We start from the raw sequence: 23,993 nt of genomic DNA, 5'->3' as shown, positions 1-23,993 counted from the left end.
GAGCCCGCCGTGGAACTCGCCTGGTACGCCCTGCTCGGCCTCTTCTTCGCCGGCTACCTCGTCCTCGGCGGCTACGACTACGGTGTCGGGCTGCTGCTCGCCCGCGGCGCGGCCCCGGCCGCCCGACGCGCCGCACTCACCGCCGTCGGGCCGTTCTTCCTCGGCAACGAGGTCTGGCTGGTGGCCGCCGTCGGCATCCTTTTCGGCGCTTTCCCGACGCTGGAGGGCGAACTGCTCGCCGGCTTCTACCCGGCCGTGCTCGGCGCGGTCACCGGGGTGGTGCTGGTGACCGCCGGGGTGCAACTGCGCAGCCGGCCACGCGCCGAGTCGGCCCGCGCCGGCTGGGACCGGACGGTGGTGGCCGGCAGCGCGCTCGCCGCCCTCGGCTGGGGTGCCCTGCTCGGCGGGCTGCTGCAAGGGGTACCGCTGCGATCCGACGGGCACGTCGCCGGGGTGGCCCACCTCTTCACCCCGTTCGTGGCCGCCACCGCGCTCGCGATGCTGGCGCTGATCGCCGTGCACGGTGCGACCTTCCTCACCCTCCGGCTGCCGGCCGCCGACGTACCGCCGGTCGCCCGGCTGGCCCGCGGCCTGGTGCCGGCGGCGCTCGCCGCGGTCGCCACGGCCACCGTCCTGGGCCTGCTCTCCGATCGGGTACGCGCCGCCGTGGCGCGGCCGGCGGTCGCCGTACTCCTGCCGTTGGCGCTGGTCGCGGCGCTGCTGGTGGCCCGTGCGGCGCTCGGCCGGGGCCGACCCGGGGTGTCCTTCGCGGCGAGCAGCGCCGCGCTGGCGCTGCCGGTGGTGCTGGTCGGCGCCGCCCTCTGGCCCCGGGTGCTGGTCTCCACCGGCGACCCGGGCATCTCGTTGACCGTCGCCGACGCCGCGGCGAGCGGGCCCACGCTGTCCCTGCTCGGCTGGCTCGTGCTGCCGCTGCTGCCGGCCCTACTAGGCTTTCAGGCGATGTGCTGGTGGGTGTTCCGGGGACGGACCGACGGCAGGGCACCGGTGTACTGGTGAACCGCCGTCCGTTCGACCCGCGGCTGCTGCGCCGGGTCCCCGCGGCCCGGCGCGACCTCGCCATGCTCGCGGTGTCGGGCGGGTTGACCGCGCTGCTGGTGGTCGCGCAGGCCACCGCGCTGGCCACGCTGCTGGCGGCGGCGGTCGACGGGCGGCTGCACCGGCCGGCGCTGGCCGGCTTCGTGGCGGCGGTCGCCGGCCGGGCGCTGGTGAGCTGGGCGCAGGGCACGGTGGCGGCCCGGGCGGCGGCGACGGTGAAGGCCACGCTCCGCGCCGACCTGCTCGGCGCGGTCGGCCGGCACGGGCCCACCTGGGTGGCCGGCCAGCGGGCCGGGCAGCTCGCCACCCTCGCCGGGCGCGGGCTGGACGCGCTCGACCCCTACTTCACCGGCTACCTGCCGCAGCTCGTGCTGAGCGTGACCGTGCCGCTGGCCGTGCTGGCCCGGATCGTCCTCGCCGACTGGAGTTCGGCGGTGATCATCGCGCTGACCATCCCGCTCATCCCGATCTTCGGCGCCCTGCTCGGCTGGCAGGCGCAGGCCGCCACCGAGCGGCAGTGGCGGCGGCTGTCGCTGCTCGGCGGGCACTTCCTCGACATGGTGGCCGGGCTGCCCACGCTGCGCGCGTTCGGCCGGGCCCGGGCCCAGGTCGACGTGGTACGCCGGATGGCCGACGGGCACCGCCAGGCCACCATGAAGACGCTGCGGATCGCATTCCTCTCCGCGCTGGTCCTCGAACTGGTCGCCACCCTCTCGGTGGCGCTGGTCGCGGTGCCGGTGGGCATCCGGCTGCTCGGCGGCGGGATCACCCTCTCCACCGCACTGCTGGTGCTGCTGCTCACGCCGGAGGCGTACCTGCCGCTGCGGGCGGCGGGGAGCCGGTTCCACGCCAGCATGGAGGGGCTGACCGCGCTGGACGAGGCGCTCAGCGTCTCCGCCGGGCCGGCGCCCACCGCGCCGACCGGCGGGCGGCGGCCGGCCCCGGCCGGGTCCGGCGAGATCCGTTTCGAGGGCGTCACCGTCGAGTACGAGCGGACCACCGCGCTGCGGGACGTGACCCTCACCATCCGCCCCGGCGAGCGGGTCGCCGTCATCGGGCCCAGCGGCGCCGGCAAGAGCACCCTGCTCGGCCTGCTGCTCGGGTTCGTCACCCCGACCGCCGGCCGGGTCACCGTCGACGGGGTGGACCTCGCCGACGTCGACCTCGACGCCTGGCGGCGCCAGGTGGCCTGGGTGCCGCAGCGAGCCCACCTCTTCGCCGGCTCGCTGGCCGACAACATCCGCCTCGGCGCGCCCGACACCCCGGACGCCGCGCTCGCCCGCGCGGTCACCGACGCGGCGCTGGACGAGGTGGTCGCCGCCCTGCCCGACGGGCTGGCCACCACGCTCGGCGAGCGCGGGCACGGCCTGTCCAGCGGGCAGCGGCAGCGGGTGGCGCTGGCCCGCGCGTTCGTCCGGGACGCCCCGCTGGTGCTCCTCGACGAGCCGACCGCCCGGCTGGACACCGCCAGCGAGGCGGTCGTGCTGGCGGCAACCCGGCGGCTGGTCGCCGGGCGTACCGCGCTGCTGGTCGCGCACCGGCCTGCGCTGCTGGAGGACGCCGACCGGATCCTGCGGGTCGAGGACGGCCGGGTGACCGAGCTGAGCCCGGTGCCGGCGGGAAAGGTGGCGGGATGAGCCGAGGCTCCGACCAGCCCGGGGACGGTCCGGCACCCGGGCGGCCCGCGCAGCCGGAGGTCGTCTCCGGCGGCGAGGTCGTGCCGGGGCGCCCCGACCAGCCGGTGCGGGCCGTGCCGGGGGGCGTCTCCCGGGACGGGGTGAGCCCGGCCGCCCGCGACTCGGGCGCGCCGACCGCCGCCGAGCCGAACCCGTCCGAGCTGGCCCCGACCGGCCTGCGCGCCGGTGCCGCCCGCGACCGCCGGGCGCGGGCCGAGCGGGCGGTGCTGCGGCTGGCGCGACCGTACCTGGGCCGGCTGCTGGGGGCCGGGCTGCTCGCCGCGGCCACCGAGTTCGCCGGGCTGGCCCTGATGGCCACCGCCACCTGGCTGCTGATGACCGCCGCCGGGCGGCCGACGCTGGACCGGCTGACCGTCGCCATCGTCGCGGTCCGGGCCCTCGCCGTCAGCCGGGGCGTGTTCCGCTACACCGAACGACTCGCCGGGCACGACGCGGTGCTCCGCATGATCACCGACGTCCGGGCCCGGGTCTTCGCCACCCTGACCACCCGGCGGGACACCGCCGCCCGGCGGACCGGGGACGCGCTGAGCCGGCTCGTCTCCGACGTGGAGGCGGTGCAGGACCTGCTGCTCCGGGTGCTCGTCCCGGGGGCGGCCGCCGCGCTGGTCAGCCTGCTCGCCGTCGGGGGCGCCGCACTGATCTCGCCGGCCGCGGCCGGGGTGCTCGCCGTCGGGCTGCTGGTCGCCGGGGTGGGGCTGCCCGCGCTGGCCACCGCGCTCACCCGGCGTGCCGCCGACGAGGTGGCCCCGCTGCGCGGCGCGCTCGCCGTGGACGCGGTCGACCTGACCCACGGCGCCGCCGACCTGGCCGCGTTCGGTGCCACCGCCACCGCGCTGACCGCCGCCGAGGGGCGGGCCCGCCGGCTCGCCCGGCTGGAACGCCGGCTCGCCGCGACCGGCTTCGCGGTCGACGCGACCGGGGTACTGGTGAGCGGGCTGACCGCCGCGGCCGTGGTCGTGGTGGCGCTGCGCGCGGGTGTCGGCGGGGTGCTGGTCGGCGTCCTGGCCGTCGGCACCCTGGCCGCCGTCGAGATCGCCCTCGCCCTCGTCGGGGCCGCCCGGCAGCGCACCCAGCTCCGGGCCGGCCTGGCCCGGGTGGCCGCCCTCCTGACCGCGCCCGTCCCGCCGTCCACTCCCGCCCCGGCCTCCGCTCCGGGCCCGTCGCCCGCTTCCGCGCCGACACCCGCTCCCGGCCCGGGTCCCGGCCCCGGGGGCACCCCGGCGACCGCCGGGCACGACCTGCGGTTCGCCGGGGTGACCGTGCGGTACCGGGAGGGGGCGGCACCCGCCCTCGACGGGGTCGACCTGGACCTGCCCGCGGGTCGCCGGGTGGCCGTGGTCGGGCCGAGCGGCGCCGGCAAGAGCACCCTGGCCGCCGTGCTCACCGGCGCGGTACGCCCCGATGCCGGTCGGGTCACCCTCGACGGGGTGGACGTGTCCGCGTACCCGGCCGAGGAACTGCCCCGGATGGTCGGCGGCCTGCTCGCCGAGGCGTACGTCTTCCACGCCTCGGTACGGGACAACCTGCTGCTCGGCCGGCCGCGGGCCGACGAGGAGGAGCTGACCGCCGCCGCCCGGGCGGCCGGCCTGCTGGACTGGGTACGCGCCCAGCCCGACGGCTGGGACACCGTGGTCGGCGAGCAGGGCGGGCAGCTCTCCGGCGGCCAGCGGCAGCGCCTCGCGCTGGCCCGGGCGCTGCTGGCCGCCCCGGCCGTACTGGTGCTGGACGAGCCGATGGAGGGCCTCGACCCGGCCGCCGCGGACGCCGTGCTCGCCTCGGCGCTGGCCGCCACCCCGACCGGTCACTCCGTCCTGCTGATCAGCCATCGGCTCAGCGGCCTGGCCGGGCTCGACGAGATCGTGGTGCTCGACGCCGGCCGAGTGGTGCAGCGCGGCCGGCACGACGAACTGGTGGCGCAGCCGGGCTGGTACCGCGACCAGTGGCTGCTCCAGGCGGCGGCCGAGCGCGGCTATCTGGCCCTCGCCCCCTGAGCGCGGTCCGGGAAATCCCCGGACGCGGCCACCGCCGCCGGATGGCAGGGTGGTGGCATGCGGGGCTACCAGGACGTGCTCGTGGAGCAGCGGCTGGGCGAGCTGGCCGGCCGGTTACGCGGCCCGGCCCGCCTCAAGGCCGACCTGCTCACCGAGGCGCGACACGCGTTGCTGGACGCCGTCGAGGCGTACCGGGAGGGTGGCCTGTCGCCGGCGGAGGCCGAGCGGCGGGCGGTGGCCGAGTTCGGCAGCCCGACCCAGCTGGTCCCCGGCTACCAGGCCGAGCTGGCGGCGGGCGCGCTGCGCGGGCTGGCGCTGCGGGCGCTGGTGGTGGCGGTGGCGCTGATGGCCGGCGGCGACCTGACCTGGCGCGGATCGAGCTGGAGCGAGGGACCCCGGCCACCGGCGGGCTACCTGGTGCTCCACGCCTCGCTGAACGGGATCTGGGTGCTGGTCGCCGGCCTGGCGGTGGCCGGGCTGCTGCTCGGTTTCCTGGCCGCCCGGTACGGGTCGTCCCGCCTCAACCGGCTGGCCCGCGCGGTGGGCTACGGGCTGACCGGCGGGTTGGCGGGCGGTGCGCTCGCCGGCACCGCCCTGTTCGGCTGGTCGGTCGGCCTCTGGGAGGCGGCCCTGACCTGGCCACCGATGATCATCGGCGCGATGCTGGTCGGCACCGGCTGGTTCGCGCTCGCCCGGGCGACCCGCTGCTGGTTGCTGAGCGCCTGCTGACGGTCCCCGCCGGGCAGTCCTGCGGCGGGCGGATGCGGGCAGACCTGGGCGGATGCGGACAGACCCGGGGGCGGGGGCGGGTCCCGGCCCGATCGGGCGGGTGCGGTCAGGCCGGCGTGGCGGGCGGCTCGTCGGCGCCGAGGAAGCGGCCCACCGTCGCGCTGAACTCGCGCCAGCCGGCCCGCTCGCCGGCCAGCGCCCGGCCGCCGGCCTCGGTGAGCTGGTAGGTGCGTCGTTCCCGACCGTTGACCGTGCTCCACGAGCTGGCCACGTAGCCGGCGCGCTCCAGGCGGCGCAGTGCCGGGTAGATGGTGCCGGTGGGCAGGTCCAGGCTGCCCCCGCTGCGTGCCCGGAGCGCCTCGATGATCGCGTAGCCGTGCAGGGCGCCCTGCTCCAGCACCGCCAGCAGCAGCGCGTCCAGGTGTCCGTGCAGCGCCTGCGCCTTCATACGTAGCAAGGCTACTTGTCTGCTGGCCGGGACGCCACCGGGGTGGACTCCCGGCCCACCGGGTCGCCCACTAGGGTATGTGCGCAGAGTCACTCGGCGGCCGGAGGCGTCGCCGGGTGGGCAACCCGAAGCACACGGAGGTCAGCGTGGCCCGCCAGTCGCCCCAACGGCCCGACGCCGACGAGCCCGAGCTCGACGACACCACCGCGTCGGCCGCCGAAGACGAGGTCGAGGCCGATCGCCCGGCCCCGGACCGCACGCTCTGGGATGAGCTGCGGATCGACCCGGTGGAGATCGCCCTGCCCGCCGGCACCGGCTTCACCCTCCGGGCGTACCGGCCGGCGCGGGAGCTGACGCCGACGGACGTTGCCGAACGCGACCAGGAGGACCCCTTCCTCGCCCGTCGCCAGGTCGTCGAGACCGAGGACGACGAGGAGGTGGTGATCCTCGACGAGGAGTTCGCCGCGCTCTCCGCCGAGGAGGACGAGGAGGCCGGGAAGGGGCGGCCGAAGGGACGCCGGCGCGCCGGGGCCGAGGCCACGGACGCCGACGAGGACGACGAGGCTGCGGACGAGGACGGCGAAGAGGACGAGGACGAGGCAGACGACGCCGGCGACGAGGAGGTCCCGATCTTCCTCAGCCACCGTGGCCGGCTGCTGCTGTTCAAGACCCCGGAGTCCCTGGTCAGTTTCGTCCGTTCCGGTGCGCCCAACGACCTGTCTCAACTGGACAGTTGGAATGAACTGTCCGAACGGGTGGAGCCGGCCGACATCGCGCCGCTGGACGAGGACACCTACGAGCTCGACCTCGTGGTGGAGAACCTCCGCGGCGGCCACGACGCCTGGGATGCCACGCTCCTCATCGAGGCCGGCGAGATCGCCCGTGACGTGGCGTACGGGCTGCGGCTACCAGCCGTACTGGACATGCTCTCCGCCGGCTCCAGCCTCGACGACCTGGACGAGGCCCTGCGGGCGACGACCAACGGCGGGATCGGCGGTTTCCTGGGTCGACGCCGACTGAAGAAAATCGGGGCACAGACCGCAAGTTTGGGTTGGCGCACCATTGTCGGCAAGATCTCTGCTGTTGTGGACTGGCGCGACTGACCCGTAGCGGGGAGCATCAGTCTCTGGCAGAGCAAGCCCTGTGTCCGGGAGGAGGACGACGCCGTGGCGCTCGTGCGCGTGTACTGCGGTCTGGCCTCGGCGGATCCGGCCGACCAGCCGGCTTCGGCCGGTTCGGCGCTGACGTCCGCTGTGGTCGACGACGCAGGCCGTCTGCTGCATGTCTGCGAGATCGGCGACGACCCCGCTGGCTACGCCCAGCTGGTCGCGCTGCTCGTGGAGCGGTCGGGCGGGCCGAGCGGTGCGGCCATCGCTGCCGACAGTGACGACCACACGGTCACCTCGCTGCTCAGCGCGGCCGGCCGGCCGCTGGCGATCGCCGACGACGACTCCGTCGACGACTTCGCCGAGCGCTTCGCCGACGACGACTCGCTGGAGGAGATGCAGTCCCCGCCCGCCGAGCGGCGGGCGGTCGGGCTGGCCCGGGCGTTGCAGGCCGGCGCCCTCTCCGCGGTCACCCTGCCGGCGCCCCGCGACCTGGCCGGCTTCAAGCAGGTCCTCGCCGCGCACGCCGCGCTGGCCAGCGGGCGGCACTCCGCCGCCGTGGCGCTGCGCGAGGTGCTCCGCGAGCTCTACCCGGCCGCCCTCCGGGCCTACCCGGACCCGGCCGAGCCGGTCTCCCTGGCCGTCCTCGACGCGCTGCCGGAGCCGGGCATGCTCAGCGGCACGGTGGCCCGGGGCCGCGAGGTGTCGGTCGCCGCGGACGCCGTCGCCGCGCACCTGGCGGCCGAGGGCGTCGCCGACGCCGACACCATCAACGACGCGGTGACCGCGCTGCGGGTCGCCATCGCCGAGACGCCCCGGCGGGCCACCGTCAACCGGGCGCTCACCGCCGCCGTCGCCGAGACGGTGCGGCAGGCGGTCTCCTCCGTACGGGCCTGCGACGCCGGCTGCGAGGCCCTGGTGGGTGCGCTCAGCGCCCGGGTCGGCACGCCCGCCCCGGCACCCGGCCGCCGGGCCGCCGCCCGGCGCGGCGAGTCGGTCGAGGAGCGACCCGAGACCACCAACGCCGGCGCCGGTCTGCGGTCGGTCCGGCCGACGGAGCCCGAGCCGGTGGGCCGACGCGGCCGCCCCGAGCCGGTCTCCGGGCCGGCCGCACCGGCGTCGCCTCGGCCGCTCGGCCCGCCTCCGGTCGCCCCGCCACCGGTCGCACCGCCGCCCGTCGCCCCCGCGCCGGTCGTCCCGGCCGCCGCGGCCGGCCGGCCGACCTCGGCTCCGCCGTCGCGTCCCGAGCCGACCGGCGCGCCGATGCCCCAGCGCGTGGACGGACCTACCAACCGGCCGATCTCCGCGCCGCCTCCCCCGCCCCCCGGGATCACCCCGATCGCCCCGGCGCAGCGGAGCAAGGTGCCGCCGGCCGAGGCCGGCGAGCCGTTCCGCCCGACGCTGACCACCGCGGCGATCAACAAGGCCCGCGCCGAGCGCCAGCGCACGGTCATCCCACCGCGCCCCAAGACCACCCAGGAGCCACCGACCGGCGGCTTCAGTGCCACCGATCTGAACGTCCCGGTGCCGACGCCGCGCCCCGGGCAGGAGGCCGCTCCCCCGGGTTCCCGCGCCAACTGGCCGCTGGTCAACAACGAGCAGGACGATCGCGCCGTGGAGGCGCCGGCCGGCTACCCGTACGGCGACCGGAGCGTGGACGCGCCGAGCGATCCCGGCACCAGCCGGGTCACCCCGCCGTGGCTCGCCGACGACCTGCCCCAGGAGCCACCGATGCTGCGGCTGGTGGAGCCACCACCGCTGGCCGACCGGGCGCTGCGTGCGGAGTTGGACCCGCCGACCGACCCAGGTCTGGACGCCCGGTCGCTGCGGCTGGTCGACCAGCAGCGGGCCGACCGGTCCGGCCGGCCCGCACCCCGCGCCGACCTGCCCGCCGCGCCGGAGCGCCTCGACCACGCCAACTCGGCACGTCTGGCGCCGCGCCGCGACCAGGAGCAGCCGCCCGCGCCGAAGGAGCACCGGCCGCCGCCGGTCTCCGACGAGGGCGACGGCGACCTGTTGATCTTCGCCCAGGCGAAGTCCGCCTGGTTCGTCGGGCACGGCGACGACGCCGATCTGGACTGGTCGAGCACCGCCGACACCGGCTGGCAGGCCGCCGAGCAGGCGGCCCGCCCGGCGGTGGGCTCGGAGACCAAGGCCGGCCTGCCGAAGCGCGTCCCGCAGGCCAACCTGGTGCCGGGCTCGCCGCTGCGCGACGAGCGGCCACTGCGGATCGTGCGGAACGCGGCCAGCCTCGCCGAGAACACCACGGGCTACTTCCGCGGTTGGCGTCGCGGCCAGGAGATCGGCGGCTTCGCCGTCGGCGGTCGTCCGGGGCGGGAGGCCGCCGGTGGCTGGGACTTCAGCCGCGACACCGGCGACCGCGACGACGAGCGGGAATACGAGTACCGTTCCGCCGGCTACCGGTCCTGATCGGAATCGCCCTACCCACCTGCGTGTTTCTGCCCACACCCGGATAATTTGACGCCGGGTTGGGCCGGCCGGGAGCATACCGGCGGAACAGCCGGCGGCGGACGTCGCCGGGGTGGGAAGGCGATTCCAATGGCGACACCGGCATTCGACTCCTCCGTGCTTACCCGTCGGGGCGTCCTCGCCGCCGCAGCCGGCAGCCTGCTGCTGGCCGGGTGCGGGCAGCAATCGGACGACGGCCGGACCGGCGACAACTCCGCGCCCAACAGCCACGAGTTGGTGATCGGCGCCAGCCTGGAGCTGACCGGCAAGGGGGCGGCTCTCGGCGTACTTCAGCAACGGGCCATGGAGATCACCGTGGAGGAGCTGAACCTCACCGGCATCCCGGTCGGCAACCTGCGGCGTACGGTCCGGGTGGAGTTCCGGGACAACCGCAGCGACCCCCAGGAGGCGGCCCGGCAGGCCACCGAGCTGACCCGGCGGACCCAGGTGCACGCGCTGGTCGGCGGCACCTCCACGGAGAACTCCATGGCCATCGTCGAGGTCGCCCAGAAGCTCCAGGTGCCGTTCGTGTCGCTGGCCGCCGGGGACGACATCGTACTTCCGCTGGCTCAGCGCACGTACATCTACAAGCTCACCCCGGACGCGGGCGACGTGGCCCGCCGGATGGCCCGCCTGATCGAGTCACTGGGGATCCGGCGGGTCGCCGTGCTGGCCGCCGCCGGGCTGCACGGCGACTCGGGCGTGCAGGCGGTGCGCAGCGCGCTGCGCGACGTCGACGTGGCACTGGTACGCACCGTCCGGTTGCCCGCCTCGGGCCGGAGCTTCACCTCCGTCGCCCGTCGGACGACGGCCGGCGAGCCGGACGGGATCATCGTCTGGGGCACCGCCCCGGACTCCGGTGCCGCGGCCCGGGAACTGCGACGGGCCGGCCACCGGGGTCCGATCTTCTTCGACCCGGGCGCGGTCGCCGAGGACACCCTCTCCGGGGCCAACGCCGCCGCCGTCGAAGGGGCGTACGCCGTGCACCCGTCCTGCCTCGCCGCCAGCACGCTGACCGCGACCACCACCGCGGAACTGGCCCGACGGGACTTCACCTACCGCTACATCCAGCGGCACGGCAGCTTCAGCGGCTTCGCCCCGTACGGCTCGGACGCGGTCCAGTTGCTCGCCGCGGCGGCCCGATCGGCGAGCAGCGTCGACCGTGGCCGGCTGCGGGCGTACCTCCAGACCCAGGTGACCGAGGGCATCGCCGGCGGGTACGCCTTCGCCCCGATCCGCCACGGCGGCATGGAACGGGACTCGCTCGCCGTCTACGTGGTCAGCCGGGCCGCCTGGAGCCGGTACTCCTGACCGTCCGATCCGGCCGGCGCCGAGCCCGACACCACCCCGTCCTCCGGGCCCGGCCGGCGTTCTGCGGGCAGCACTCAGCGCCCGGTGACCAGCGAGGTCACCGGGCGCTTCGGCACGCCGGTCAGGCGGGTGCGACCGCCCGCGAACGCCGCATGGTGAGCACGTACTCGACCAGCGAGATCAGCACGTGCTTGGTCGACTCCCGGTTCCGGGCGTCGCACGCCACCACCGGCACGTCGCTGGAGATGGCCAGCGCGTCCCGGACGTCCTGCGGGTTGTGGTACTGCATGCCGTCGAAGCAGTTGATGGCCACCAGGTACGGCAGCCGCCGGTGCTCGAAGAAGTCGATGGCGGCGAAGCAGTCGGCCAGTCGACGGGTGTCGACCAGCACCACGGCGCCGATGGCACCGCGGACCAACTCGTCCCACATGAACCAGAACCGGGTCTGACCCGGCGTACCGAAAAGGTACAGGATCAGATCACGGTCTATCGAGATACGACCGAAGTCCATCGCCACCGTGGTCGTCGTCTTGCCCGGCACCTGCCGGGTGTCGTCGACGCCCACGCCGGCGGAAGTCATGATCGCCTCGGTGGTCAGCGGCGTGATCTCCGAGACCGAGCCGACCAGCGTCGTCTTGCCAACGCCGAATCCACCGGCGATAACGATCTTCGCCGACGTCACGCGCCCGCTCTGGGCCGGCGGCCGGTGCGACATGTCAGAGCCTGCGAAGTCCACTCAGCACCCTCTCCAGCAGTTCAGTGCCCACCGCGTCGTCGGAGTCGTCCAAAATGGTCGGCTCGTGCACCGCGACCAGGCCGTCCGTCGCCATGTCGGCGATGAGCACCCGGGCCACGCCCAGCGGAAGCTGCATCCGCGCCGCGATCTCGGCGAGCGATTGCACGCGTCCGTCACACAGCGCGGCGATGTACTGGTGCTCACGGCTCTGGCCGCCATTGCCAGTGGCAATGGCCCGGCCGCGCACCGTCGTCTCGACGAGCGCCTCCAAGGCGATCTCGAGTCGGGGACGGGTACGACCTCGGGTCACGGCGTATGGACGGACCAACGCGCCGGTCGGCTCGTCACGATCGACCATGTCGCCGCTCACCTCCTTCGTATCCGGTACCGGCTCGTTCCGGTGACACCCGTCGTTGTCGTAGTTGTTGCCGCTCCTGACCCACTGGTCAGCGCGTCGATCAGCCCATCATCCCGACAGCCGAACGCGGCTGCGGGGTCAGGGCGTCGCCCACCCGGTCGACGAGCAGAGCCATCTCGTAACCGACCTGGCCGACGTCGGAACTCCGCGCGGCGAGCACCGCGAACGAGGAACCGTCCGAAATGGACATGAGAAACAGAAAGCCGTTGTCCATCTCGACGACTGTCTGCAGCACCGCCCCGCCCTCGAAGCAACGGGCCGCGCCCTGCGTCAGGCTGACCAGGCCGGACGCGATGGCCGCGAGCTGGTCCGCACGGTCCCGCGGAAGGTCACGGGACGAAGCGAGGAGCAGGCCGTCGGCCGAGACCGCGACCGCGTGCGCCACACCGGGCACCCGGTCGGCGAAGTTGGCGAGCAGCCATCCGAGATCCTGCGTACTAGTCATCGTTGTTGCTCCTTCTGCCCGCTCCCGGCCACCGGGCCTGAGCCAGACTGCGAAGACTGCTGCCCGCCCAGAGTCGCCTCCGGGCCGGCCGAGTTGCTGTCGGACGGGTGGTTACGCCCCCGCTGTACGCCCCGATGGTAGGCCGAGAGCAGACCCCGAACACCCTCCGGCGTCCGGCGCTGCACCGACGTGCTCGGCTTCTCGACGCCACCGGGGACGAGCTGCGCCATCGGCACCCGCTTGGGCAGGCCCTTCTGGGTGGTCTCGGCGACCGGCACCTCGGTGGCAGCCGAGGCGGCCCGCCAACCGTCGTCCGCCGCCGTCTGCCAGCCAGCGGACTGCTGTGGCACCCGCCGGTTCGGCAGTTCCTCGGCATAACCGGGACGCCCGCCCCCGCTCGCCGGTCCGTTGTCGTACGGCGCTCCGCCGGCCGTCGGAGTGTGTGCCATCGGCGTGTTACCTGTCGTCCCGGGTGTTGTCTGCTGGACGGCCCGGCCGGCGGCGTCGACCCTGGCGAACTGCTGGGTCGGGGCACCGCTCGCCGCCGGGGTAGGTGCCGCGGCCGACTCCTCCGGCCCCGGCCGGCGGGTACGGAACCAGTTCGACTCGAGCTCGCGGAAGATCGGCAGCTCCATCGTCTCGTCCGCGTACCGCTGGCGGTTGGCCCCCTGCTGCGGGGTAGCCGGCTGCGGAGCCGCCGGCGCCGGCATCGGCCGGTTGACGGCCGGCGGCATCTCCGGGCGGGCGACCCGGGGCAGCTCGGTGGTCATGTCGAGGCCGGCGGCGAGACGCTCCGGCACCGGTGGGGCGGCGGCCGGATCGGGCGCGGCGACCGGTGGCCAGGCCGGCGGGGCGCCGAAGCTCGGCGCGGGGGCCGGCGGGGCCGGACGCGGCGGCACGGAGACCGGCGCGGCGGAGACGGGCTGGCCCGAGACCGGCGAGGCGGAGACGGGTACCCCGGAGATCGGCGGCAGCGGCGGCGCGGAGACCGGCGGCGGGCTGTACGGGCGAGCCTCGGGGCTGCTCGGCAGCTGGCGCGGGATGGCCGGCTGCTGGCCGGTGCCGGTCGGGTCGCTCTCGGACGGGCTGCGCCGCTGCGGCAGCGGGTCGATCGGCTGGCCGTTAGGCGTCCGCGGGGCGAACGCCTCGCCGCCGGCGAAGCCGCTCCCGCCGGTCGCCCCGGTGAGGTCGGACCAGGCCGGCATCGACCGCCCACCGCTGGCGGCGGCCGGAATGCCGGAGCCGTTGGACGGCGTCGGATCGAAGGAGCGGCCGCCCAGCGTCACCTGGTTGCCGGACGCGCTGGGGCGCGGGGCCGGCGGGGTGTTCGGGCCGCTGCCGAAGGCGGCGAGGGCACCGAACGCCGGGGCCGGGCCGCCGGCCTGCTGCTGGCTGCTCGCCGCAGCCGGGAGGGCGGCCACCTGCTGCCCCCGGCCGGAGAGGGCCCGCGGCACCAGGACCGAGGTAGGCAGTGTGACGTCCGCCACCGTGCCCCGGTCGGCACCGGGCCGCAGCTCGACCTTGACCCCGTGCCGGGACGCCAGTCGGGCGACCACGACCAGACCCATCATCCGGGAGACCGCGACGTCCACCTGCGGCGGCGTGGCGAGCCGGTCGTTCAGCTCACGCAGCTGTTCGCCGCTGATGCCGATGCCCCGGTCCTCGACGTAGAGCGAGGCGCGGTCGCCCACCCGCCGGGCCTCCACCATGACGTGCGAGTCCGGCGGGGAGAAGGCGGTGGCGTTGTCGAACAGCTCGGCGACCAGGTGCACCATGTCGTTGACCGCGTGGGCCGCGACCTCGATGTCCCGGTCGATCACGCCGAACTCGATCCGGGTGTAGTGCTCGACCTCGGACTGGGCGGCGCGGAGCACGTCGATGAGGGCGGCCGGCTCGCGCTGCACGCGGGTGGAGTCCGCACCGGCGAGGACCAGCAGGTTCTCGTCGTTGCGGCGCATCCGGGTGGCCAGGTGGTCGAGCTGGAACAGCTCGGCCAGCCGGTCCGGGTCCTCCTCGCCGCGCTCCAGCCGGTCGAGGTGGCCGATCAGCCGGTCGACCAGGATCTGCGATCGGCGGGCCAGGTTGACGAACATCGTCGCGACGGACGCCCGGAGGGCGGCCTGCTCGGCGGCGGTCCGGACGGCCTCCAGGTGGACGGCGTTGAACGCCTCGGTCACCTGACCGAACTCGTCCTTGCTGCGGACCGGCAGCGGCTCGGCGATCTGGTTGGCCAGCTGGATCGGAGAGAGCTGGCCGGTGACCTGCGGATCGCGCAGTCGGGCCACCGCCTGCGGCAGGCCGTACTGGGCCACCGAGAGGGCGCCCTGCCGCAGCTCGCGCAGCGACCGGGCCATCGACCGGGCGACCAGGTAGGCGAAGAGGATGGACAGCACCAGCATGGCGAACAGCAGGCCGCTCTCCAGGAGCACCTGGCGCTGCGTGTCCGAGCGGAGCTGGTCGGCCTGGCGTACCACGTTGTCGTCGAGCTTCGCCTCGACCGTCCGGATCAAACCGGTGTTGGCCACCACCGTGGCGTCCCACTGGTCCGGTCCGAACGTCACGCGGGCCAGGCTGCCATCCTGGTACTCGTTGACCTGGGAGGAGTAGTTGGTCAACTGGCGCAGGTCTGGGCCGGCCACGACCTGGTCGTAGTAGTCGGCGTCGGCCGTGGTGGCGACCGCCTTGAAGCTCTGCAACGCCTGCGACTGGCCGGTTTCGCTGGCGATGAACTGCTCGCGCAGATTCGGGGTGAGGCGCTTGCCCACCAGGGCCTGGTGCACGACCACGCGGCGCTGGGAGAGGTATTCCCGCTGCCGGGCGACCGCGGCGGCGGCGCGCATGCGGTCACTCAGGTCGTTGTCGCCGGCCATCTGGGTGGCCGAGTCGCGGATCGCGAGCAGGTCGTTGATCAGACCCTCGTACGCCTTCTCCACGGCGGTGATGGTGAGCTTGCCGTTGAAGACCTGGCTGCGGGTGCCCGGCAGGTCGGAGAGGTTCTGGTCGATCCGGTCGAGCAGAACCTCGAAGTTCTTCGGCAGGCCGTTGATCGAGGTCCGCTGCCGGGAGTAGGGCCCCTTCCGCTGGTCGACCCGGGAGTTGGCCCGACTGTAGGCCTCCTGGTACTGGGCCCTGGTCTGGACCCGCTCGGCCTCGGTCTGGCCCGGGCGATCCGCGTTGAGGAAGAGCACGGCCGTGACCCGCTCGTCCTGCAGGGTGTCGACCAGGTCACCCGAGTAGCCGATCAGGTTGGCCAGGTTGCCGGCCCGGTTGGCATCGTTGAGAGTGCCCAGGTGGTCGACCAGACCGCTGGTGCCGACCACGACCGTGGCGATGGTCGGCACGATCATGATCAGCCCGAGCTTGGACCAGATCGGCATGTCGCGAAGCCGGCTGGCCGGCCGGCGTAGACGCGACAGGAAGGAGCCCGCCGTCTTTGGCCGTTTGCTCACGTCACCGCCCTCGCATTACCGCGTCCGGACGTTGCCTGTGGGCAACGCCGAGCGACCGACCCGGCGGGTCGGACCTCCGAGATTCCATCACGCCGCCCCGCAAAGAGAAAGCCCAGGTTGTCCCTCACCGGAGGTGTGATGAGATGTTGATGCAATTTGATAGCAATCCGTCTGTCCGGAGTAACCCAAGGTAATGAAGCACCCTCATCACGTCGTCCTCCTTGCTGGCCCCTCCGGCTCCGGAAAGTCGTACATCGCACAACGAACCGGACTTCCAGTGCTGTGCTTGGACGACTTCTACAAGGACGGCGATGACCCTACGTGCCCACTCCGAAACGGACAGGTGGACTGGGAGTCACCACTGTCCTGGGATGCGGCCGCAGCGGTGGAAACCATTGCCCGACTGGTCCAGGACGGCAAGGCCGAAGTGCCGGTTTATGCGATCGGCGCGGACCGCAGGGTGTCCACCCGGCCATTCGATCTCGCCGGATCGCCACTGTTCGTGGCCGAAGGGATCTTCGCCGCCGAGATCGTCGAGGAGTGCCGCCGCCGCGGCCTGCTCGCCGGGGCGTACGCGCTGCGCCGGCCGCGCGGGGCGACCTTCGTCCGCCGGCTCGCCCGCGACCTGTCCGAGCAGCGCAAGGCACCCCGGTTGCTGATCCGGCGCGGAATCACGCTGCTGCGTAGCGAGCCGGCCGTGCTGCGCCGGCAGACCGGACTGGGCGCCGAGGCGGCCCGGGCCGGTGAGGTGCTGCGCCGGGTGGCCGCCCTGCTCGCCGGCCACCCGCACGCGCAGCCGTGATCAGCCGAGCAGCTTGGCGTACGCCGGCTTGATCACCTCGTCGATGATCTTCAGTCGTTCGTCGAACGGGATGAAGGCGCTCTTCATCGCGTTGATCGTGAACCACTGGAGTTCCTTCCAGCCGTAGCCGAAGGCCTCCACCAGCAGCGCCATCTCCCGGGACATCGAGGTGCCGCTCATCAACCGGTTGTCGGTGTTGACGGTCACCCGGAAACGCAGGTCGCGCAGCAGCCCGATCGGGTGCTCGGCGATCGACGGCGCCGCCCCGGTCTGCACGTTCGACGACGGGCACAGCTCCAGCGGGATCCGCTTGTCCCGGACGTACGCGGCCAGCCGGCCCAGCACCGGCGGCGGCCCCGGGGTGATGTCGTCGACGATCCGGACGCCGTGGCCGAGCCGGTCAGCGCCGCACCACTGGATCGCCTGCCAGATCGACGGCAGCCCGAACGCCTCGCCTGCGTGGATGGTGAAGTGGAAGTTCTCCCGCTGGAGGTACTCGAAGGCGTCCAGGTGCCGGGTGGGCGGGAAGCCCGCCTCCGCGCCGGCGATGTCGAAGCCGACCACGCCGGTGTCCCGGTGCCGGACGGCCAGCTCGGCGATCTCCTGCGAGCGGGCGGCGTGCCGCATCGCGGTGAGCAGGGTGCCGATCCGGATCGGGGTGCCCGCCTCGGCGGCCAGGGCGCTGCCCTCCGCGAAGCCGGCCACCACGGCCTCGACCACCTCGTCCAGGGTCAGGTTCTTTTCCAGGTGCTGCTCCGGGGCGAACCGGACCTCCGCGTACACCACGCCGTCGGCGGCCAGGTCGAGCGCGCACTCGCGGGCGACCCGGCGCAGCGCGGGCGCGGTCTGCATGACCGCCACGGTGTGCGCGAACGTCTCCAGGTAACGCTCCAGCGAGCCTGAGTTCGCCGCCTCGACGAACCAGCGACCGAGCGCCTCCGGATCGGTGGCGGGCAGCTCGTGGCCGACCTCGGCGGCCAGCTCGACGATCGTCGCGGGCCGCAGACCGCCGTCGAGGTGATCGTGCAGCAGCGCCTTCGGGACCTTGACGATGTCCTCGTAACGGATAGCGACCATGCTCAGACACTAGTCACCGGCGGTCCGGCCCCGAAACTGGACCGGCCCTGGCCCGGGACCGCCAGCCGGGTCCGTGCGGAGCGGCAACGCCACGCCGGCGCCGACGCGGGCCAGCCCGAGCGGGAACCGGACCGGCCGAGCCGGCAGACTGGTCGACATGTCATCAACCGCAGGTCCGCCGGAGTTCTGACGTGGACCCCCGGATCCTCGACCGGCTGCGCTGCCCGGTCTGCGCCGAGCCGCTTGCCGAGACCACCGCCGGCACCGCCCGCGCGCTGCGCTGCCCGCGCCGGCACAGCTTCGACATCGCCCGCCAGGGGTACGTCAACCTGCTCGCCGGCCGCGCCCCGCACAGCGGGGACAGCGCCGAGATGGTCGCCGCGCGCGCCGACTTCCTCGCCGCCGGCCACTACGACACCGTCGCCGCCGCGCTCGCCGCCACCGCGGCCGAGGTGGTCGACGGGGTACGGGCGGCCGGGCCGCGCCGCACCGACATGCCGCCCGGCCAGGCTGAGATCGGCGCGGCGGGGACCGCGTACCCCCTGGTGGTGGACGCCGGGGCCGGGACCGGCTGGTATCTCGCGGCGGTGCTGGCGGCGCTGCCGGACGCCGTCGGCCTGGCCCTGGACGTCGCCAAGCCGGCGCTGCGCCGGGCGGCCCGGGCGCACCCGCGTGCGGCGGCGGCGCTCGCCGACACCTGGCAGCGGCTGCCCCTGGCCGACCACTCCGCCGCCCTGCTGCTGAACGTCTTCGCGCCGCGCAACGGCCCGGAGTTCCACCGGGTGCTCGACCCGGCCGGCGCGCTGCTGGTGCTCACCCCGGCCGCAGACCACCTCGCCGAGTTGGTCGACGCGCTCGACCTGCTCCGGGTGGACCCGGCCAAGGCGGACCGGGTGGCCGGCAGCCTGGGCACGCACTTCACCGAGGAGTCGGCCACCGAGCACCGGGCCCGGCTGGCGCTGCGCCGCGCCGAGGTGGCGACCCTGGTGGGGATGGGCCCGAGCGCCTGGCACACCGACCCGGCCCGGCTGGCCGAGCGCATCGGCGCGCTGCCCGAGCCGGTGCCGGTGACCCTCGCCGTCCGGCTCGGCGTGCACCGGCCGCGCTGACCGCGCTCCGGAGCCGCGCCCGAGCGGCGGACCACGCTCAGGTGGACAGGTCGACCTCTTCCCAGCCGGGCGGCTCGTCGTGGTACGGCCCACGCAGCACCACCGCCCACTCCAGCGCCCACCGGCGCTGCCCGATCGCGTTCGCGTCCACCAGCCCGGGCAGCGCCCGGCCGGTGTGCTCCGACTCCAGGTACGCCCAGTCCAGGCAGTAGTGCAGGTCGAGCAGCGCGGCGGCGTCGACGGGATGCTGCGGCGCGGCCAGGATGCGGGCCCGCCACTGCGGGAAGGTCTCCCGGGCGACCAGGTTCGGCATCCGCTCGACCAGCCGCTCGTCGACCGGCACCGTCGGGTCCAGCTCCTTGGCCAGCCCCAGCACCCAGGCCAGCGAGAAGAGCGCGTCGTGGTGCAGTACGAAGGAGCGGTGGTCGCCCTTGCCGCCCATGACGAACTGCCACTCGGGCGGAGTCACCGTGTCGACCAGGTGCGACTCCAGCAGCCAGCTCATCGCCGCCTGCGCGGGCATCCCGAAGCACCGGGCCAGGATCAGGTGCAGCACCGCGATCCGCGCCTCGATCTCGGCGGTGGGACGCAGCTCGACCTCGTCCCCCGGCTCCCACACGAGCGGGAACTGCGCCGGGGGCAGCGGCAGACCCAGCCGGGACAACTCGTCGAGGCTCGCCTCACGGACGGCCCGGGGATCCGGGGCGGATACGCGCACGGCTCAGGTCCCTGTCTGCTCGCGTCGGCTCATCGCCGATCGGGTCCCCCTGGCCAGGGAGAATAGCCGGTCGACGAGGCCAGCACCACGGCCGGAACCGAACGGAAACGATCAGCCGATCCGCTCGATCACCAGCGGTGGCGCGGCCGGAGCGTCCGGGGCGATCCGGACCGCCTGCCGCGCCTCGGCCAGCGCGGCCGGAATGCGCTCCGCGTGCTCGGCGCGCAGCTCGTACAGGGGTTCGCCGGCGCGTACCGGGTCGCCGGGGCGCTTGTGCAACACCACGCCGGACGGGATGCTCACCGGGTCCTCCTTGCGGGCCCGGCCGGCGCCGAGCCGCCAGGCGGCCACTCCGATGGCGTACGCGTCGATCCCGGCGACGTAGCCGTCGGCGTCGGCGTGGACCACCTCGACCTCGTTCGCCGTGGGCATCGGGGCGTCCGGGTCGCCGCCCTGTGCCCGGATCATCGCCCGCCAGGAGTCCATCGCCCGGCCGTCGCGCAGCGCCGCCGCCGGGTCGGCGTCCGGCAGGCCCGCGGCGTCGAGCATCTCCCGGGCCAGCGCCAGGGTCAGCTCCACCACGTCGGCCGGGCCGCCACCGGCGAGCACCTCGACCGACTCGGTCACCTCGACCGCGTTGCCGATGGCCAGGCCGAGCGGGGTGGACATGTCGGTGAGCAGGGCCGCCGTCCGCACCCCGTGCGCCTTGCCCAGCTCCACCATGGTCCGGGCCAGCTCGCGGGCGTCGTCGACGGTCTTCATGAAGGCGCCGGAGCCCACCTTCACGTCGAGCACCAGCGCGCCGGTCCCCTCGGCGATCTTCTTGCTCATGATCGAGCTGGCGATCAGCGGGATCGCCTCCACCGTGCCGGTGACGTCGCGCAGCGCGTACAGCTTGCGGTCGGCCGGGGCCAGCCCGTCGCCGGCCGCGCAGATCACCGCGCCGACGTCGCGGAGCTGGGCGATGAACTCCGCGTTGCTCAGCGCGGCCCGCCAGCCGGGAATCGACTCCAGCTTGTCCAGCGTGCCGCCGGTGTGGCCGAGGCCCCGACCGGAAAGCTGCGGTACCGCCGCGCCGCAGGCGGCGACGAGCGGGGTGAGCGGCAGGGTGATCTTGTCGCCGACACCGCCGGTGGAGTGCTTGTCCACGGTCGGCCGGGTCACCGACGAAAGGTCCAGCCGCTCCCCGCTGGCGATCATCGCGGCGGTCCACCGGGCGATCTCCGGCCCGGTCATGCCGCGCAGCAGGATCGCCATGGCCAGCGCCGACATCTGCTCGTCGGCCACCAGCCCCTTGGTGTACGCGTCGACGACCCAGTCGATCTGCCCGTCGCTCAGCACACCCCCGTCCCGCTTGGCCCGGATGACGTCAACCGCCGTAAAAGCACTCATCAGATGATCTTTCCTAGTCGTTGCGAAACCGATCCGCGTACCGCGACCACCGAGGGGGCCGACCGTGACCGGCGGAGGGATCAAGCCTGACCGCCCGGAGCCGGGCGCGGTCGGCCCCATCCCCCAAGCTCAACCCCAGCGGACCGGAATCTCCAGCGGAGGCTCACCCTCACCGGCCCAGAAGATGGTGCCCGACGCGTCAACCACCACCACACGCGGTGTCCGAGCCAACCCCCAGGTGATCGCCTCGGCCGGGTCGTCCCAGGTCGGGCCCTCCTCCAGCACGCCGGTCTCGGCGCCCTCACTGTCCCCGGCCGACCGCTCCCAGTACGCCGTCCAGACCTGCTGCCCGGCGGAGAGGTCCGGGTGCACGAAGACCGTGCCCCGCCCCCGCCAGGCGGCCAGCCGGTCCGGCACCACGGGCACCGGGTGCTCGCCGGTCACCGCGTCGAGGTCGGCCACGTCGAACGCGTGCGGCAGCAGCTCGGCCATCCGCAGCGGGCCGCCCTTGGCCTCGATCAGGCACTCCGGGCCGCCCTGCTCCCACAGCAGCTGGCGGCACCGGCCGCAGGGCATCAGCGGCTCACCGGTGGCGTCGACGCAGGAAAGGGCGACGATCCGGCCACCGCCGGTGGCGTGCAGCGAGGAGACCACCCCGCACTCGGCGCAGAGCACCACGCCGTACGCGGCGTTCTCCACGTTGCAGCCGACCACCACCCGGCCGTCGTCGACCAGGGCGGCCGCCCCGACCGGGAACTTCGAGTACGGCACGTACGCGTGCCGCATCACCTCAACGGCGGCGGCCCGCAGCCGCTCCCAGTCAATCTCGGTCATCCTGCCATTCTGCCGAATGCCGATTCTCGCTGGCACGGGGCGTTCCGTGCGCCGCCCACGACACGCGTTGGCCGACCGGGCAGCCCCGGCCGACCAACGCGGTGGATCGGGCCAGTACGCCCTATCGGGTCAGTACACCCAACTGGTGCAGCCGTCCCAGGTCGAGGGGAGCACCCAGCTGGTGCCGCTCTTCACCCCGTAGCCGTAGCAGATACGGTGCTTGTCAGCGTCGCCCGAAGAGTTGGTGATGTGAGTGGTGTTCCAGGTGCCCTCCAGGCCCTGCGCCGAGAGCTTCGTCTTGGTGCTCGCCTCGTCGAGGAAGTAGCCGTAGGGGGACTTGATCTGTCGCTCGATCTTGATGGCGAGCGGGGTGTCGAACGCCGACGCCACGTAGTCGATGACGATCTGCCCCCAGCGCTGGTTGCAGTCGGTGCTCTGGGCGAGCTTCCACCCCTTGATGATCGAGCCGTTCAACGTCACGTACTTCGCGTCGACCACGCTGCTGCAGGCCGCCGAGGCCGGAGTGGCCGGTGCCGCCACCACGGTGAACCCTACGATCGCCCCGACCACCAGAAGAGCGCTGGCCACGCGCCGACCAAACATTGCCTTCTTCATCTTTCCTCCTTGCCGCTGAGATCGACGTCTCGTCGTCCGGAACAAGGTAGGAACGCTGCCCATCGAACAGCCATCGCAACGCTAACTTCCGCCTCAGTCGGGAGCGATGGCGTTTTGATTGCGGCGCAGTGGAGGGGCGGTTCGTCCGACCGTGTCATTCGGCATCGCCTCCGATGGCATTCGCCGAGGTTTGGAATCCCAGAAATGGGTGAGTTCGACATATCAATTGAACGACCGCCGCTCCCCGTCTCCCAGCACAACGGCCGCTGGCGGAATTCACCCTATCCGCGTGGCTACAGCCAGGCCCCGCAGGCCCGCGCGCACCGGACAAATCGCCAGGCTTCAACCTCGTACGAGTCGAGCCCAGCGCTCCGGCACCGCCGTCGCCCTCTGGTCGGACCGCCACCCCGCCGGCCGACGTCGACCTGACGCGAGCCTCGCCAGGCGGATCGCTTGGTCGAGCGCGGCCAGTTTTCGCCCGGCCACCCTCCATCCGCCGGTCAGGCCGCATGGAGCCGCTCTCCCAGGCCGCATTTCCCCCCGTAAATGAATCTTGACAGCCGGTAGGGGCGCCCGCAGGATGACTCCAGTCCGGCTATGCATGGGCCGGTACGAGACGGGGGTAAGGCCATGCGTTTCAGAATCTTGGGCACACTACGCATCGAGGACGCTCCCGGGGTGAGCGGACGCCGCACCAGCATGCTGGCGGCGATGCTGGTGGCCAACGTCAACAAGAGCGTCTCGGTGGACCGCTTGGTCGACGCCGTTTGGGAGAAGCGTCCACCCGTCACCGCTCGTGAGCAGGTCCAAAACTGCGTGTCGATGCTTCGGCGGGGTTTCGGCGGGGCGAACGGTGTCACCATCAGCCGAAGCGGGCGAGGCTACCAGCTCAATGCCGATCCGAGCGAGATTGACGCCCACTGCTTCGAACGGGATGTGCGTGCCGCCGCCGAACACCTCGCCGCGGGCCAGCCGGAAGCGGGGGTGGCGACCTATCGTGACGCTCTCGCGCTGTGGAGCGGCCCCGCACTCGACGGTCTGGACGGAGTCGAGCTTCGAGCCCACGCACACCGCCTCGACGAGCTCCGGGCGGCCGCTACCGAACGGCTGATCGAGACGCAGATCGAGCTCGGGCGGCTGGACGAGGCAGTGGCCGACTTGCGGTGTCTGACCCGTTTGAATCCGACGGGCGAACGATTCATGGTGCTTCTGGTGGACGCCCTGCTGCTGTGCCACCGGCACCCGGAGGCCCTGGCCGCCTATCGCGACTTCGCGAGGAGCCTGGCGGACGAGCTCGGCACCCGTCCGGGCCCTGCGGCGCGAGCTGCGGAGCGGCGGATTCACGAGGCGCTGCGCGACGACGGCCTGCCGCCCACCGCAGGAGACTCGCCGGCTCGAACCGACCGCGACCTGATGACTCTCGTGTCGGTCCGACGGCACCCCACCGATGCGACGAGCCAGGAGTGGGATCTGCTACGCCATCTTCAAGAGGCCGTGTCCCACATTCACGCGGCCTATTCACTCCTACCAAGCCGCGCGGGCTCCGCCGTCGAGCGCCTTTCGGGGCACAGCCGGGTGGCCTAGCGCTGTC

20 protein-coding genes are annotated in these 23,993 nt (G+C 73.8%); 10 read left to right on the top strand and 10 right to left on the bottom strand.

From position 1 onward, the window contains the following. Positions 1-9: 9 nt before the first annotated feature. Genes GA0070621_RS27125 through GA0070621_RS27110 form a run of 4 tightly spaced genes read left to right on the top strand, consistent with a single transcriptional unit; the run spans position 10 to position 5,473 of the window. Positions 10-1,017, top strand: coding sequence for a cytochrome d ubiquinol oxidase subunit II (locus GA0070621_RS27125; RefSeq protein ID WP_091201055.1), 1,008 nt, complete (start codon positions 10-12; stop codon positions 1,015-1,017). Beyond that, positions 1,014-2,693, top strand: coding sequence for a thiol reductant ABC exporter subunit CydD (gene cydD, locus GA0070621_RS27120; protein ID WP_091202898.1), 1,680 nt, complete (start codon positions 1,014-1,016; stop codon positions 2,691-2,693). Before GA0070621_RS27125 ends, cydD begins: the two co-directional genes overlap by 4 nt. Then, entirely contained in the window at positions 2,690-4,744 is a 2,055-nt protein-coding gene (cydC, locus tag GA0070621_RS27115; protein ID WP_167667476.1) for a thiol reductant ABC exporter subunit CydC, read from the top strand. The genes cydD and cydC overlap by 4 nt, the downstream gene beginning before the upstream one ends. A 57-nt stretch (positions 4,745-4,801) precedes the next feature. Next, positions 4,802-5,473 carry a permease prefix domain 1-containing protein gene (locus GA0070621_RS27110; protein WP_091201053.1) on the top strand — a complete coding sequence of 224 codons (672 nt, stop codon included), beginning with the start codon at positions 4,802-4,804 and terminating at the stop codon, positions 5,471-5,473. 106 nt (positions 5,474-5,579) lie between these two features. Here the strand turns inward: GA0070621_RS27110 and GA0070621_RS27105 are convergent, their stop codons facing one another. Further along, positions 5,580-5,921 carry a PadR family transcriptional regulator gene (locus GA0070621_RS27105; RefSeq protein WP_091201051.1) on the bottom strand — a complete coding sequence of 114 codons (342 nt, stop codon included), beginning with the start codon at positions 5,919-5,921 and terminating at the stop codon, positions 5,580-5,582. A gap of 116 nt (positions 5,922-6,037) precedes the next feature. Between GA0070621_RS27105 and GA0070621_RS27100 the strand changes: the two genes are divergently transcribed. The 3 genes from GA0070621_RS27100 to GA0070621_RS27090 all read left to right on the top strand — a co-directional run bounded on the left by GA0070621_RS27100 (position 6,038) and on the right by GA0070621_RS27090 (position 10,807). Then, positions 6,038-7,024, top strand: coding sequence for a DNA primase (locus GA0070621_RS27100; protein WP_091201049.1), 987 nt, complete (start codon positions 6,038-6,040; stop codon positions 7,022-7,024). A 63-nt stretch (positions 7,025-7,087) separates the two neighbouring features. Further along, positions 7,088-9,457, top strand: coding sequence for a transposase (locus tag GA0070621_RS27095; RefSeq protein ID WP_167667474.1), 2,370 nt, complete (start codon positions 7,088-7,090; stop codon positions 9,455-9,457). A 129-nt stretch (positions 9,458-9,586) separates the two neighbouring features. Next, entirely contained in the window at positions 9,587-10,807 is a 1,221-nt protein-coding gene (locus GA0070621_RS27090; RefSeq protein WP_091201045.1) for an ABC transporter substrate-binding protein, read from the top strand. Between the two features lie 121 nt (positions 10,808-10,928). Here GA0070621_RS27090 and GA0070621_RS27085 read toward each other — a convergent pair whose 3' ends face one another. The 4 genes from GA0070621_RS27085 to GA0070621_RS27070 all read right to left on the bottom strand — a co-directional run bounded on the left by GA0070621_RS27085 (position 10,929) and on the right by GA0070621_RS27070 (position 15,855). Further along, on the bottom strand, positions 10,929-11,522 hold the full coding sequence (locus GA0070621_RS27085; protein WP_091201043.1) for a GTP-binding protein: 594 nt from the start codon (positions 11,520-11,522) through the stop codon (positions 10,929-10,931). A gap of 1 nt (position 11,523) precedes the next feature. Next, entirely contained in the window at positions 11,524-11,901 is a 378-nt protein-coding gene (locus GA0070621_RS27080) for a DUF742 domain-containing protein (protein ID WP_091202895.1), read from the bottom strand. Between the two features lie 100 nt (positions 11,902-12,001). After that, entirely contained in the window at positions 12,002-12,406 is a 405-nt protein-coding gene (locus tag GA0070621_RS27075; protein WP_091201041.1) for a roadblock/LC7 domain-containing protein, read from the bottom strand. After that, positions 12,403-15,855 (bottom strand): sensor histidine kinase, encoded by a 3,453-nt coding sequence (locus GA0070621_RS27070; protein WP_091201039.1) that lies wholly within the window; start codon positions 15,853-15,855, stop codon positions 12,403-12,405. The genes GA0070621_RS27075 and GA0070621_RS27070 overlap by 4 nt, the downstream gene beginning before the upstream one ends. Before the next feature lie 460 nt (positions 15,856-16,315). Here GA0070621_RS27070 and GA0070621_RS31025 point away from each other — a divergent pair, with 460 nt between their 5' ends. Continuing rightward, a complete protein-coding gene (locus tag GA0070621_RS31025; protein WP_231920973.1) occupies positions 16,316-16,657 on the top strand; it encodes a hypothetical protein in 342 nt (113 codons plus the stop codon). On the opposite strand, the gene GA0070621_RS27060 is transcribed toward GA0070621_RS31025, so the two are convergent. After that, positions 16,658-17,734, bottom strand: coding sequence for an adenosine deaminase (locus GA0070621_RS27060; protein WP_091201035.1), 1,077 nt, complete (start codon positions 17,732-17,734; stop codon positions 16,658-16,660). 191 nt (positions 17,735-17,925) lie between these two features. Here GA0070621_RS27060 and GA0070621_RS27055 point away from each other — a divergent pair, with 191 nt between their 5' ends. Further along, entirely contained in the window at positions 17,926-18,843 is a 918-nt protein-coding gene (locus tag GA0070621_RS27055; protein ID WP_091201033.1) for a putative RNA methyltransferase, read from the top strand. Between the two features lie 37 nt (positions 18,844-18,880). Here the strand turns inward: GA0070621_RS27055 and GA0070621_RS27050 are convergent, their stop codons facing one another. From GA0070621_RS27050 to GA0070621_RS27035, 4 genes are all read right to left on the bottom strand, one after another. After that, positions 18,881-19,561, bottom strand: coding sequence for a DUF4272 domain-containing protein (locus GA0070621_RS27050; RefSeq protein WP_091201031.1), 681 nt, complete (start codon positions 19,559-19,561; stop codon positions 18,881-18,883). Positions 19,562-19,672: 111 nt separating this feature from the next. Then, entirely contained in the window at positions 19,673-20,953 is a 1,281-nt protein-coding gene (locus tag GA0070621_RS27045; RefSeq protein ID WP_091201029.1) for a thymidine phosphorylase, read from the bottom strand. Positions 20,954-21,082: 129 nt separating this feature from the next. Further along, positions 21,083-21,787, bottom strand: a complete 705-nt coding sequence (locus GA0070621_RS27040) for a cytidine deaminase (RefSeq protein WP_091201027.1) — start codon at positions 21,785-21,787, stop codon at positions 21,083-21,085. Positions 21,788-21,916: 129 nt separating this feature from the next. Further along, a complete protein-coding gene (locus GA0070621_RS27035) occupies positions 21,917-22,375 on the bottom strand; it encodes a hypothetical protein (protein WP_091201025.1) in 459 nt (152 codons plus the stop codon). Between the two features lie 657 nt (positions 22,376-23,032). Between GA0070621_RS27035 and GA0070621_RS27030 the strand changes: the two genes are divergently transcribed. Then, positions 23,033-23,986 carry an AfsR/SARP family transcriptional regulator gene (locus tag GA0070621_RS27030; protein WP_167667466.1) on the top strand — a complete coding sequence of 318 codons (954 nt, stop codon included), beginning with the start codon at positions 23,033-23,035 and terminating at the stop codon, positions 23,984-23,986. Positions 23,987-23,993: the final 7 nt, after the last annotated feature.

Source organism: Micromonospora narathiwatensis (genome assembly GCF_900089605.1).
GTDB classification, from domain to species: Bacteria; Actinomycetota; Actinomycetes; order Mycobacteriales; family Micromonosporaceae; genus Micromonospora; species Micromonospora narathiwatensis.
This window is presented reverse-complemented; position numbering and strand designations above follow the sequence as displayed.

Coding starts and splice junctions, on each gene's coding strand:
- GA0070621_RS27085 (WP_091201043.1), bottom strand. CDS start 11,522: ATGTCGCACCGGCCGCCGGCCCAGAGCGGGCGCGTGACGTCGGCGAAG.
- GA0070621_RS27045 (WP_091201029.1), bottom strand. CDS start 20,953: ATGAGTGCTTTTACGGCGGTTGACGTCATCCGGGCCAAGCGGGACGGG.
- GA0070621_RS27060 (WP_091201035.1), bottom strand. CDS start 17,734: ATGGTCGCTATCCGTTACGAGGACATCGTCAAGGTCCCGAAGGCGCTG.
- GA0070621_RS27080 (WP_091202895.1), bottom strand. CDS start 11,901: ATGGTCGATCGTGACGAGCCGACCGGCGCGTTGGTCCGTCCATACGCC.
- GA0070621_RS27090 (WP_091201045.1), top strand. CDS start 9,587: ATGGCGACACCGGCATTCGACTCCTCCGTGCTTACCCGTCGGGGCGTC.
- GA0070621_RS27105 (WP_091201051.1), bottom strand. CDS start 5,921: ATGAAGGCGCAGGCGCTGCACGGACACCTGGACGCGCTGCTGCTGGCG.
- cydC (WP_167667476.1), top strand. CDS start 2,690: ATGAGCCGAGGCTCCGACCAGCCCGGGGACGGTCCGGCACCCGGGCGG.
- GA0070621_RS27075 (WP_091201041.1), bottom strand. CDS start 12,406: ATGACTAGTACGCAGGATCTCGGATGGCTGCTCGCCAACTTCGCCGAC.
- GA0070621_RS27040 (WP_091201027.1), bottom strand. CDS start 21,787: ATGACCGAGATTGACTGGGAGCGGCTGCGGGCCGCCGCCGTTGAGGTG.
- GA0070621_RS27110 (WP_091201053.1), top strand. CDS start 4,802: ATGCGGGGCTACCAGGACGTGCTCGTGGAGCAGCGGCTGGGCGAGCTG.
- GA0070621_RS27030 (WP_167667466.1), top strand. CDS start 23,033: ATGCGTTTCAGAATCTTGGGCACACTACGCATCGAGGACGCTCCCGGG.